Annotated in this window: 9 protein-coding genes; 2 read left to right on the top strand and 7 right to left on the bottom strand. The window is 57.4% G+C overall.

What is annotated here, in order from left to right:
- Positions 1–102 precede the first annotated feature (102 nt).
- The 4 genes from AC2FJE_RS11015 to AC2FJE_RS11000 all read right to left on the bottom strand — a co-directional run bounded on the left by AC2FJE_RS11015 (position 103) and on the right by AC2FJE_RS11000 (position 3,880).
- The gene (locus AC2FJE_RS11015; protein ID WP_058272080.1) at positions 103–558 is read right to left on the bottom strand and encodes a YaiI/YqxD family protein; all 456 of its coding nucleotides are present in this window, start codon (positions 556–558) and stop codon (positions 103–105) included.
- Positions 555–2,012 (bottom strand): Si-specific NAD(P)(+) transhydrogenase, encoded by a 1,458-nt coding sequence (gene sthA, locus AC2FJE_RS11010; protein ID WP_496760943.1) that lies wholly within the window; start codon positions 2,010–2,012, stop codon positions 555–557. The genes AC2FJE_RS11015 and sthA overlap by 4 nt, the downstream gene beginning before the upstream one ends.
- 3 nt (positions 2,013–2,015) lie before the next feature.
- Positions 2,016–2,849: an S-formylglutathione hydrolase gene (gene fghA, locus AC2FJE_RS11005; RefSeq protein WP_496760942.1), complete on the bottom strand. Its 834-nt coding sequence runs from the start codon at positions 2,847–2,849 to the stop codon at positions 2,016–2,018.
- A 101-nt stretch (positions 2,850–2,950) separates the two neighbouring features.
- Positions 2,951–3,880, bottom strand: coding sequence for an AEC family transporter (locus AC2FJE_RS11000; RefSeq protein ID WP_496760941.1), 930 nt, complete (start codon positions 3,878–3,880; stop codon positions 2,951–2,953).
- Positions 3,881–4,087: 207 nt separating this feature from the next.
- Between AC2FJE_RS11000 and AC2FJE_RS10995 the strand changes: the two genes are divergently transcribed.
- Complete coding sequence (locus AC2FJE_RS10995; RefSeq protein WP_282169497.1) at positions 4,088–4,705, top strand: TetR/AcrR family transcriptional regulator; 618 nt, start codon at positions 4,088–4,090, stop codon at positions 4,703–4,705.
- Positions 4,706–4,775: 70 nt separating this feature from the next.
- Here the strand turns inward: AC2FJE_RS10995 and AC2FJE_RS10990 are convergent, their stop codons facing one another.
- The 3 genes from AC2FJE_RS10990 to AC2FJE_RS10980 are packed head-to-tail and all read right to left on the bottom strand — an operon-like array spanning position 4,776 to position 11,679.
- Complete coding sequence (locus AC2FJE_RS10990) at positions 4,776–6,146, bottom strand: HlyD family type I secretion periplasmic adaptor subunit (protein WP_496756023.1); 1,371 nt, start codon at positions 6,144–6,146, stop codon at positions 4,776–4,778.
- Positions 6,143–7,900, bottom strand: coding sequence for a type I secretion system permease/ATPase (locus AC2FJE_RS10985; RefSeq protein WP_496706546.1), 1,758 nt, complete (start codon positions 7,898–7,900; stop codon positions 6,143–6,145). Before AC2FJE_RS10985 ends, AC2FJE_RS10990 begins: the two co-directional genes overlap by 4 nt.
- A 59-nt stretch (positions 7,901–7,959) precedes the next feature.
- On the bottom strand, positions 7,960–11,679 hold the full coding sequence (locus AC2FJE_RS10980; RefSeq protein WP_496760940.1) for a beta strand repeat-containing protein: 3,720 nt from the start codon (positions 11,677–11,679) through the stop codon (positions 7,960–7,962).
- A 344-nt stretch (positions 11,680–12,023) separates the two neighbouring features.
- Here AC2FJE_RS10980 and AC2FJE_RS10975 point away from each other — a divergent pair, with 344 nt between their 5' ends.
- Positions 12,024–12,944: a LysR family transcriptional regulator gene (locus AC2FJE_RS10975; RefSeq protein WP_282119434.1), complete on the top strand. Its 921-nt coding sequence runs from the start codon at positions 12,024–12,026 to the stop codon at positions 12,942–12,944.
- Positions 12,945–13,000 lie beyond the last annotated feature (56 nt).

Here is a 13,000-nt window from a genome sequence, read left to right as displayed (position 1 = left end):
CCAAGCGCGACGGGATTGTTCAAGGCACAACCGCAGCGCGCAGCGCTGCTCGGCCCAATTGTCAAAGGCGCATCTTTGATGCGTCGCTGGCAAGCGGGAGGATTAGCCTCGCTGCGCAGCCCTCAATTCCCGTTCCAGGGCGTCCAAAAACCGGGATCGGTCAGCTTTGCCAAAGGGTTTTCCGCCGCCACCCGCGCCCAATGGGTTGGATGCGCGCAAGTCGGCCATCAAATCACGCATGGCCAGTTGCTGGCCGATATTGGCCGCGGTAAAGGCTTCGCCGTTTGGACGCAGGACCCGAGCGCCGGCCTCAACACATTTTGCGGCCAGCGGGATATCGGATGTCACCACAACGTCCCCTGCGCCGCATCGTTCGGCGATCCATTTGTCTGCCTCATCCGCGCCCTCGGACACGATGACCACTTGCACCAATGGGTTTGCAGACGGCCGCAAGCCACCGTTTGACACCAGTGCCATCGGAACTTTGTGCCGGGTTGCAACCCGTTCGGCCTCAGCTTTCACGGGGCAGGCATCGCCATCGATATAGAGCGTCGTCACGCTTTCCCGGCCTTCTTCTCGGTCTTTTCAGCGGGTTTCTTGCGCACTTTGAACTCGTCCGGGATTGGCATCCGATTGAATGCATCCAAACCAGCGATCTTATATGCCTCAGCCAGGGTTGGATAGTTGAACGTATTCTGCACGAAGTAATCCACCGTGCCCTTCAGATTCAGGACTGCCTGCGCGATATGGATCAACTCGGTCGCGCCTTCACCCACGATCTGCACGCCCAGCACCCGACGTGTTTTCAGTGAAAACAGCATCTTCAGCATGCCGTGCTCCAACCCCATTATATGCCCGCGCGAAGTCTCCCGGAACCGCGCCACGCCGACTTCGTATGGGATGCCGCGTTCCTGCAGTTCCTCTTCGGACATGCCGCAAGTTGAGATCTCGGGGACTGAATAAATGCCGTAAGGGTACCACGGACTTTCCGGCAGGGTAGGGGTTTCCAGCGCGTGGCATGCAGCCACGCGGCCCTGTTGCAGCGAGGTTGAGGCCAATGATGGGTGCCCAATCACATCGCCCGTCGCGTAGATATGTGGCACAGCAGTTTGATACGTCTTGCGATCCACGTCGATCCGGTTGCGATGATCGGTATCCAAGCCAACGGCCTGCAGGTTCAATGCCGATGTCGCCCCCATGCGCCCGGCGGCGAACAGTAGCATCTCAGCTCGCACGTGGCGGCCATTCTCGAGCGTCACTTCGACATGGCCGCCAGCGTCTTCTATCTTTTGAACGGCTGAGCCCAGACGTAGGTCCACGCCGTTTTCGCGGATCTGATGGGTGAAATCATGGATTAAGCGGGTGTCGATGAAATCCAGGAAGGTCTCGCGCGGTTCGATCAACGTCACCCGAACGTCCAAAGCCGAGAACATGGTGGCGTATTCCACGCCAATCACTCCGGCACCTATCACGACCAGCGAGCGCGGGATCTCTGCCATCTCTAGAAAGTCGTCACCGTCCACTACGGTCTTGCCGTTGAATGGCACATAATCCGGGCGATAGGTTTTTGTTCCGGTTGCGATAAGGAACTTGGCCGCCGTAAGTCTCGTGGTCTCACCGGCATCAGTGGCAACCTCAATCTCGTGAGGCCCAACGAATTTGGCCAACCCGTTCAAGGTCTCCACATGGTTGCGGTTGAATTGGTGCTCCAGCACGTCAACTTCGTGATCCAGCGTCATATGCAGACGTGCCTTCAAGTCTTCGGCCCGGATCTGATCTTTGACGCGGTACGAGCGGCCATAGAAGCTGCGCTCGCGCCAGCCGGACAGGTTTAGTACCGTTTCACGCAGGGTCTTTGATGGGATCGTGCCGGTGTGGACGGATACGCCGCCGAACCGGTCCTTGCGGTCAATCACCAATACGCGCCGTTGCAACTTGCCCGCTTGAATTGCGGCCGATCGACCCGAAGGGCCGGACCCAATGATAATCAGGTCATAGTCGTATTTGCTCATGCCTCAGTCTCCGTACAGCGCCTCGGCGTGGAAGGTGATGTGGTCTTCCATGAAGGTCGACACGAAGAAGTATGAGTGGTCATAGCCTGGTTGAAGACGGAAGATTGCCTGCTGACGACGTTCCGCTATCGCCTGCGCCAAAGTTTCGGGGCGCAACAGGTCGATGAATTGGTCATTCGCACCAGTGTCAATCAGAATAGGGCCGTCAAAGCCGATTTCTTTCATCATGACCGAGGCATCGTGTTTGGCCCATGCCGTCTGATCATCGCCTAGGTAGGCGCTGAGTTGCTTGCGACCCCAATCCGCACCCGTCGGGTTTGAAATGGGTGCGAAAGCGGACACAGACCGGAAGCGCCCCGGCAAGTTCATAGCCAGTGTCAACGCTCCGTGCCCTCCCATCGAATGTCCGGTTATGGCCTGACGCTCCGCGTCGATCGCGAAGTTTTCGGTCAGGAAAGCAGGCAATTCTTCGGCCACGTAATCCCACATATTGAAATGCGGCGCCCAAGGCTGCTGCGTGGCGTTCAGATAGAACCCGGCGCCCTGGCCCAGATCGTAATCATCGTGATCGGCAACACCCTCACCGCGTGGCGAGGTGTCCGGGAAGACCACCGCGATGCCTTGTTCGGCCGCCCAGGCCTGAGCACCTGCTTTGGTCATCGCGTTTTCATGGGTGCAGGTCAGGCCTGACAGATACCACAAAACCGGAACCGGGCCGTCTTTGGCCTCGGCCGGCAGGAATAAGCCAAAGGTCATGTCGCATTGGCAGGCAGTCGAGGCGTGGCGGTGGACGCCCTGAACGCCTCCGAAACATGCATTTTCCGAAAGGGTTTCCATTTGGTTTCGTCCTTACGTTGGGTTTGCGACATGGCTATCCTTACACGCTCGATACGTAAAGGCTGCGCGGCTTTGGTGTGCCATTTTTCACAAGGCTTAGATCAGGGCGTTCCGACCCAGGCGATGAACAATGGCACCGTCAGAATGCTGGCCGCTGTGGACAGTAGTATCGCAGCTGATGCACGGTGCGGGGCCACCCTGTAATGGGCGGCCAGCATATACACGTTACCCGCCACCGGCAGTGCCGCGGCGGCGATTGCGACAGAAGCAGGAAATGCAGCCACGGGCAAAACCCACAGCAACACAACCGCAACACAAACAGGGTGTACGACCAGTTTGCAAAAGCTCAACCAGCCTGCAATGTGTACACGTTCAGCGGATTTGCTGGCCAGAGAAGCTCCGATGGCGAACAGGGCACCCGGGGTCGCGGCCCCGCCCAGAATTGTCAGGAAATCGTTCAATGGGACAGGAACAGGAATCTGCAACGCGGACCAGAGCATTCCCGCCGAGATCGAAACGATCATCGGATTCTTGATCAAACCGATCCCGATCAGTCGGAAGGTTGCAGGCGTCAACCGCCCGTCGCGCCCGCCATTTATCAGGATGACGATCAGGGATGAAAACACCACAAGATCTACCGTCAGAACCAGCATAACCGGGCCAATCGCGGCTTCGGTAAACAGCAGCGCCAGCATGGGCAGGCCCAGAAAACCGACATTGCCGATGGCCGCGCATTGCGCCTCTACCGCTGCGGTCGGGATATCAAGCCGACGTATCCATGCGACAACCGTCGCCAAGACGTACACAGCGGCGGTTCCGATCAAGTATCCAACGACTAGCCTTGCATTGAAGATATCCGCAAAGGGCAGGGTGGCGGCAAAGCGAAACAGCATGGCCGACAGCGCAAAATAGAAAACGAATTTCGTCAGGTACGCCGTTGCTTCTTCAGAAAAAAATCGACTGCGCCCAGCCCAGTATCCCAAGCCGATGATCGCAAAAAAGGGCAGTGTGCGCAGAAAGATATCGACCATGTGCAAAGTGGTAGCACGTAACACACAGGCTGCAAGATATGACGGGCCAATTATAGGGCTTTGGGGACGCGCGTTGTAAATTAACTTAACTGGTTAATCGAAAACCTAACGTCATCTGTGTTGCCAGATGCCTGCTAATTGTGCGATTTGTTGTATCTGAACTGAACGGTTTAAACATTTGTCACCCAATCGACCGAAGGAGAGTACATGACCGAAGCAGCCGTCATTCTGCGTACAGGCCGAAAATTTGATCAGGTCCTGCGCGGAGCCCGAGAGGTTTTCATGGCGGATGGTTTCGAAGGAGCAAGCGTCGACGATATAGCCCGTGCCGCCGGGGTCTCTAAGGCCACGCTATACAGCTATTTCCCCGATAAGCGGCTGCTTTTCATGGAAGTGGCGCAGGTCGAGTGTAGACGGATGGCGGAAAACGTCGTGGCGATGGTCGACGATTGCAAACCGGCACGCGAAGTTCTGACAATCGCTGCAACAGAGCTCACGAGTTTTTTGGTCTCGGACTTCTCGCAACAGATGTTCCGCATCTGCATCGCCGAGCGTGACCGGTTCCCGGAGCTGGGCCAAACATTTTATGAGGCCGGGCCGCAGAACGGTCAGCGCCAGATGGTCGAGTATCTGGAAAAGGCGGTCAACAAGGGAGAGTTGGCCATCGACAACCTGCAATTGGCAGCCGAACAGTTCAGTGAACTTTGCAAGGTTCGGATTTGGACCCGCGCTGCCATTGGCGTTCAAAAGAGCTTTTCCAAAGCAGAGTTGGATGCAATTGCGACGCAGGCCGTTGATATGTTCATGGCGCGATACGGCGTCTAACCTGCTGCATTTAGTCACGAGAAAGACGTGAACGACCCGCACCCGGCAAGCCGGATGCGGGCAAAATAAGTTACTCGATAAAAGTCTTGGCGAGCCGGTCACTGATTGGTTGTGACAGGTAGCTGATTACTGCGCGCTCGCCGGTTTTCACAAACAGATCCGCGGGCATTCCTGGCAACAGATCCAGTGCGGCGACTTCGGTGGGTTGATCGGCATCCAGTTTCACCCGGGCTTTGTAATAAGGCTCGCCTGTGCGATCGTCCTCCAGCGCGTCGGCTGAGATGTCAAAAATCCGGCCGCTGGCTTCAGGCACATCGGTCTGCGTAAAGGCTGACAGGCGAATGCGCGTTGCCTGACCGATCTGCAACTTGTCGATGTCGGCGGTCTTGATACGTGCTTCGACGATCAGGGCTTGATTGGCGGGAACAATATCCATGATCGCCTCTCCGGGGCGAATGACGCCGCCGGTTGTAGATACTGCCAAATTAACGACCCGCCCGCTGGCAGGGGCCAGGACCTGTGTTCGTTTCAACCGTTCCGATGCCCCTGAATATTGTGACCGGATCAGATCAAGCTGGGCATCCACAACCGCAAGCTCTCCGGCGATCACCTCGTCGCGCAGCTTTTGTTGGCTGAGCAGGGACAGTTGCAACTCTTGCATCTGGTCCTGGGCCTGCGCGATCTGGGTGCGCAACGACGCATCGACACCGCCCAGACGTTCCATTTCGATCTGGCGCGCGCTGACCCGTGTGACGGCCACAAGCCCTTTGTCCAGCAAGGATTTCAGATTGGACAGCTCAACCTGCGTGATGTCCTTCTGGTTTTGGGTCGAGAGGCGTTGTTCGTTCAGGCCGGCGATCTGATTGCGCAGCCCCAGAATGCGGTGCGCGTTGATTTGAGCCTCGGTCCGGCGGGCGCGGGCTTCGGCGTCAAATAGTTGTTTCTGCGTCAGGTAAGGCGACAACCAATGCAGCCGCTGCATTCCATCGCTGAACCCGGCCAAAGCGGTTGGCTCGTCAAACCTGTCCGTGCCGTTAATCTGCGCCAGCAAGCGGGCGCGCCGGACCGACAACTCGCCCAATTGGCTGCCCAGAACACTCAGATCTACGTCGAAATCTGAGGTGTCAAGCCGTACGAGGGGCTGACCTGCCTGAACGAATTCACCATCCGTGACCAAGATCGAGTCAATGATGCCACCATCCAGATGTTCAACCGTCTTGCGGTCACCTTCCACCACAAACGAGGCCGGCGCGACCACCGCCCCATCCAGTTTCGAGGCGAAGGCCCAATAGATGCTGCCGCCGACGAAAGCCATCAGGGTAAACAACCCGAACAGGACATAGCGTTTGATGCCAGAGGCTTCGGTCGTGATGTCCAATACTTGCACATCGTGGGCGGTAAGCACATTCGGGGATTGTGGGCGTTTCATCAACTGGGTCATTGGGCAGCTCCGCTGATCTGAGTTGCATTGGCAGGGCGCACAGTGGGTTCGTGCGCCCCGGATTGGGTCGGTTTGTCCAGAACGTTCCGGCGATTGACCTTCAGGACGTCCTCTTTATCCCCGAACTGTGTTTGGGCGCCGTTTCGCAGGACCACTACTTTGTTGGCAGCCTGCAACGTTGCAGGACGATGGGTCATGACGATGGCAATTGCGCCGCGGGACTGCGCCGCCGTGATCGCATCGCGCAGGGCCTGTTCGCCTTCGGCATCTAGATCCGAATTCGGCTCGTCCAAAATCAACACAAACGGATCGCCATAAAGCGCCCGGGCTAGTGCCAGCCGCTGACGTTGACCACCGGACAAAAAGAACCCCCGACCGATGCGCGTTTCATATCCATCGGGAAGGGCGCTGATCATTTCGTGCACACCGGCTTCGCGTGCGGCACGCAGCACTTCGGCATCGTCTATGGCGACAGAGAAGCGCCCGATGTTTTCGCGGATCGTGCCGTCGAACAGCTCGATATCCTGTGGCAGATAACCGATCTGTTTGCCCAGATCCTCGTGGTTCCATTTGGACATCGGGCTGCCATCCAGCAAAACCTCGCCCCGTTGGGGGTGCCAGATACCGGCAATCATCTTGCCCAAGGTGGTCTTGCCCGAACCGCTATGCCCGATAACTGCCAACACATCTCCGGGCACAAGGCCAAAGTCGATCTGGCGGAGCGAGGCGTTGACGGCGCGCGGGGGGCCTGCCTGCGCAATCTTGACGTCCAGAGATTTGAACGCGCGCGGCAGGTGCAGATTGGGTGGGGCTTCGGCAAACTCTTCGGTCAGTTTAGTCAGCTTGGAGTAAGATCCGCGCGCGGCCAGAAAGCTGCGCCACTGACCGATCAATTGGTCAATTGGGGCCAGTGCGCGGGCCAGTACGATGGTTGCCGCGATCATGACGCCAGCGGTGGATTCTCCGGTGATGGCCAGTGCCGCACCAAGTCCCAGAATGGCCGATTGCAATCCCATCCGAACGGTCTTGGACACGACAGAAAAGCTGGCAACCCGGTCAGCGGCGCGGGTCTTGTGCTGATGGGCTTCCGCCTGAAGCGAGGTCCAGCGTCGCAGCAAATCGGATTTCATGCCAAGCGCTTGAACAAGCTCGGCGTTTTTATCACTGATGCTGAACAAGGCATCTGAACGACCGCGCGCTTGCGAAGCCGACCGCATCGGTTCCCGGGCGCGCGAGTTGTTGATCAGAGCCATGATCGTCAGCATGACGGCCCCGGCCAAACCAAGCAGACCCAGATACGGGTGTAGGGCATAAAGGACCAACAGATAGAGCGGGATCCACGGCGCGTCGAAACACGCGGTCAGCGTGGTTCCCGAGATGAATTCGCGAAATCCGTTCACGTCTTCGACAAGGTTTTCGCCAGCGTCGGCTTCGCCATGGACACGGCGGCGCATCGCAGCGCCAAGAACTGGGGCACCAACGTTCAGCTCAAAGCGGGCGGCCAGACGTCCCAAAATGCGCATCCGCATCAGGTCAAGGCAGGCGACCACGACGAATACACCGGCCAACAATGCTGACAACGCGATCAAGGTGTCGACATTTTGACTGGTCAGGACGCGGTCGTAGACCTGCAACATGTAAAGCGGACCGGCGAGCATAAGAAGGTTCAGAAACAAGCTGAAGAAGGCAACTGCAACAAAGCCCTTGCGCAGCGACCCCCAGGCGGCTTTCACGGGATTGGTTTTCTGGGACATCAGGGAACCCTTTCCGGTTTGGCAAACGGGGCGACCTAGGCCGCCCCGCTGTTGATTGGTTAAACGATGAAGTCGTTCTCCGTCAGGTCCGCGGCGTCGACACCGGCCAGACGGATCGAGCCTGCGTCGCCGAAGCTGATGACGGCGTCGTCACCATCCTGAACGGGACTCGGACCGCCGTCGAAGTCAGGGCCCAGATCTCCGATCTGAATTCTGTCGACGCCCGTTTCAAAGTCCGAGATTGTGTCGTCACCGAAGGTGCCCTGGAACAGGAAGGTGTCAGCGCCTTCGCCACCGATCAGGACGTCATTGCCGCCCTCACCGTTCAGCAGGTCATCGCCATCCGCGCCGTTCAGAACGTTCTCCAGATCGCTGCCGACAATCACATCACCATCGTCAGAGCCGATGACATTCTCGATCGAGACCAGCACGTCGGTTTCGATCTGATTGTCGATCACGTCCAGTCCGACAACTCCGGTGCCGCCTATTGCATCAACATCAAGCGTCGCGCCCGCGTCCACCAGCGTGTCCTGCACGACCGGGCCGTTTGCGCCCGCTGGTGCATTGTGCAGATGGATGGCTGATACGACACCGGGGATCGGCGTGTTCAGGTCGGCCTCGTTAAGGCCCACAACGCTCAGCTCGCTCGAGTAGGTGACTTCGCCTGTTGCCAGGTTCTGAGTGATGACAACGGTCGCGTTGCCGGTGGCTTCGCTATCCGATGTCGGCCCGGGTTCTTGCGATGCGTCCAGACCGCCGCTCAGCGAAACTGTGCGGATGCCGTTTTCGGTTACATCGCTGTCGACCAGCAATTGCCCGCGAATTTCCCCGGCAGGAAAGTCGGAGGTGTGAATGTTGTAGTACAGATTGCCCAGAACGGCCTCTTCTACAAACCAGCCTCCATCCGGGATATTCGCACCAAACTGGTCCGGAGCCACAACAGCCGCATCCACGATCGAGACGTTGAACCCGGTATCGCGCGTGGCGGTGCCGTTGCCATTGGCGTCCAGACGGACCTCTACCGCAACATCCAGATCCGAGAAATCGGCTGTGTCGATGCCGCCGCCTCCGTCGATGAAGTCATTGCCCAGACCACTGGTCAGCACATTGTCTGCATCGCCAGCGATCAGAACGTCATCACCTTCGCCACCGCTGATGTCGCCGTTAGTAGTGCCCAGATCGACAAAAATGTCATTGCCGTTGCCCAGCAGGACGTTGCCGTTTATCACACCTTCGTCGTCGTTGACGATGGTAACGTCACCAGCATCCGATGCATCGATCGCATTGACCGTGCCTCGGATTTCGCCTTCGTTCAGGATCGCACCCAGAAGGTTCAAACCGCCATCGATACGAATACCGGCTGCAGCGTCCGACTGTTCGGACCCGGCAATGAGACCTTCGTTGATGACAACTCCGGCAAAAGACGCGTCTTCCTGACCCGTGAACAGGCGCAGACCATCGCCAACCTGATTGCCCTCGGTTGCATCGCCGCGGCCCTGCAACACACCTTCGTTTACAATCGCCGCCGAGACGACATCGCCTGAAATGTCACCTGTTTGCAGCGAAACAGCCGAGCCGTTATTGCCCTCGCCTGCGTCCACCAGACCAGTGTTGGTGAAGGTGTAGTTGTCTGCCGTGCTATCAGCGTAGACTGAGCCGTTGCGCTGATTGCCTGTACCTAAGATGGCACCCAGGTTCTGAACGGAAAGCCCGTTACCATCGATGTTCAGTGCCCGGCTGTCCGAGGAAACGGTGCCGCTATTGACAAACGACCCGCCCGAGTGGTCACCAGTGCCAAAGTAGACACCGTTTTGCACACCTTCGACGGCACCCGCGTTAAGCAATGTGCCCTGGAAGTTCACGCCATTGACAACTCGGATGCCGGCGACCGTGCCGTTGGCACCTTCAGAGAAAATCCCGCCAAAGTTGGAGATCGTCGCATCGGTAGTGCCGGTGTTGCCAACGTTGCCGATGCGAATGCCATCACCGGCAAGCGGCGTGGCGGCACCCGCGTTTCCGCGCCCGTTGATTACGCCCGTGTTTTCCAGTGTAAATGTGTTGGCACCATCTTCTGCACCACCGATTTCCACACCAAAGCCAGAACCCTGATTGCCGTCATCAGCGTCGATCAGACCTGAGTTCTGTACCGAGAAGTCATCCGCGGTTCCGTCAGCGTAAACCGTACCGTTGCGCTGATCTCCGGTGCCAAGGATGTTACCTTGGTTGTCGACCTCAAGCCCCGTGCCATCAATGTTGAAGGCCCGGCTGTCCGAGGACACAACGCCTCCTGCTTCGTTGACGAAACGACCACCCGTATGATCCGCGTTGCCAAAGTAGACGCCGTTTTGGACACCCGAGATTGTGCCGGCGTTGGTAAATTCGCCCTGAAAGCTCACGCCATCCACAACGCGCGCACCGGCTACAGTGCCGTTGGCACCTTCCGAACGTACCTCGCCACGGTTGACAATGGTCCCTTCGGCGATGCCCTGATTTCCCGGGTTGCCAATGCGGATACCATCTCCGGCCAGGCCAGTGCCTGCTGCGCCGTTGCCCCTACCCTGGATCAGGCCATCGTTTTCCAACGAGAACGTGTTGGCACCGTCTGCGGCTCCACCGATTTCTGCTGCGAAACCCGAGCCCTGGTTGTGCTCACCCGCGTCGATTGTGCCATTGGCCAGATTGCGGACCGAGAAGTCATCTGCGGTGCCATCGGCATAAACGGTGCCGTTACGCTGGTCGTCGTTTCCCAGAATGTCGCCGCCATTGATCAGGTTGACACCTGAGCCGTCGATGTTCACCGCGCGGCTTCCGGATTGGATGGTGCCAAAGTTCAGCACGTCCAGATCATGTTCACCATTGCCGATGTAAAGGCCATTGCGCGGGCCTTCTATCACGCCGGTCGACGTGTTCAGGATCTCACCTTCGGCGTTTACGCCATCCGCGATGCGGATACCGGCGGCCGTGCCTTGGTTGCTTTCGGTCGAGATCAGGCCGCTGTTGACGATCTCGGTTTCCAACGTGGCACCTTCGACACCGTCGTCAATGCGAATGCCGTCGCCGGCCAGCCCGGTATTGGCGGCCCCTTGGCCACGGCCTTGAATTGTCGCTCCAAAACCGTTGAAGATGTCGGTTTCCACGCGATCGCCAACCTCATCGCCAGTCTGCAACGAGATGCCCGCGCCCTGGTTGCCTTCGCCCGCGTCAATCGTGCCACCCGTAAAGTTCGAGATCGAGATATCTTCGGCAGTGCTGTTGGTGTAAATCGTGCCATTGCGCTGATCGCCGGTGCCGATGATGTCACCAAAGTTGCGCACATCAATGCCTTGGCCCTGAATGTCGACTGCGCGGCTGTCAGAGCTGATCACGCCGCCGCGGAAATTATCCAGACCGCCCGAGCTTTGAGCACCTGCAAACTGAACGCCGTTAAATTCACCCGCGATCTCACCAAAGTTGCGAACCTGTGCGCTGCCGGTGACCTGAACGCCGGTGGCCAATGCGTCGGGGCCGTTGTTCGCCTCGATCCGCCCAGAGCGGAAGTTGAACACATCAATATCCTGCCCCTGCGCTTGAACGGCGGCAACGGCGTTGTTGGTGATGATTTCACCAAAGTTCAGCAGACGCGAGAAGTCATTTGCCAGCACGAAAGCCGGGGTGTCATCTACAACGGTGCTTTGAAAGAAGTTGTTGAAAAGGGTTTGGCCGTCGCGGGTGGTCTCTTGCGCTATTGTAGACGTGGTCAAGAGACGAGCGCGCAGGCTTGTCAGAAGTTGGGACAGCATGGGGTACTCCGTCATAAATTGTTACGTTTGGCAGTCCGCCCTGTGTGTCGGGCATTCCACGTAGCAAAGGGGTAGACGGCACCCCGGGTCATCTGAAATTCATCCTGCAAATCGGCCGTATAACCAACGCAAATAGTCACGGTTTCCGTGAGAATCCGGAAATGCCACATCAAATAAATCAACAGGTTACAATTTTCCTGCCGCGCGTGATGTTCTATTCGAATGCGCCGGTTAACAGTTTTGTCAGCGGAGTTGATCGGGATTTCATGCAGTTTTACCCGCTTTAAGGTACATAAAGGGGTGGTTTCGAGCCGATTTTGTATGACCGCAGAGAGATTGAGCGGATGAATTTCAGGGATTTGGAGTATGTGCTCGCCATTGCAAAACATGGCAAGTTCAGTCAGGCGGCGGTTGCGTGCAACGTTTCGCAACCTGCACTATCGAACCAGATCAAGAAGCTGGAACACGAACTGGGTGTTGAACTGTTTCTACGACTAAATAACGAAGTGCGCCCAACGGCATTTGGTCAAAGCATCCTCAAAATAGCTGAATCCATCCTGTCTGATGCACAACAGATCCGCGACACTGCCACCCAATACCGCGACCCCGAGGCCGTCACGTACCGGATTGGCATGACGCCAACGCTTGCACCCTACCTGACGCAGTACTTCTCAGGGTTGTTCAGCGATCTGTACCCGCGGATGCGTGTGACCATGATCGAGGACCTTCCGCAAAACATGTTGCAGATGGTGGAAGATCATCAATTGGACATGGCGCTGGTGGCCAAAGTCAACAACAGCGACGCTCTGGCTTTCACGTCAATTTGGGCCGAGCCGTTGTTTCTGGCCATGCGTGAAGGGCACCCACTTTGTATGCTTCCCTCTATTGCGCCAGAGGATGTGCCTCCGCATGACTTCATCCGGCTTCCTCACAGTTTTGGCTATGAACTTGAGGACCGTTTGCCCAAAGCTGATCCTGCGATCCGAGTCGCCAAGCGGTTTGATCTGAGCGCGCTGAGGTTTGAAACGATCTGCCGACACATTTGTCATTCTGATGATTGTACAATTGTGTCGGCCCTGGCTGCCGAGCAATTCAAGCGAGACAAGTGGCCCTTGTGCTTTGTTCCTTTTGAGGGGCCCGGCAACCTGCGTAACCTTGGTGCTGCGACCCGCCCGGGATGTCCTAGAACTCAAGTTTTGAACCGTGTGGGTGCATATATTCAAGATCAACCCCCGGTTGGTGTTGCGCCGACCTTCACGCCGTAATCACTCGTCAATCTTTGCAATCATCAATGAAACCGAGATGTGTAGTCTCTCGGCTT

It is taken from the genome of Ruegeria sp. CDSC002, assembly GCF_059610905.1.
This window is presented reverse-complemented; position numbering and strand designations above follow the sequence as displayed.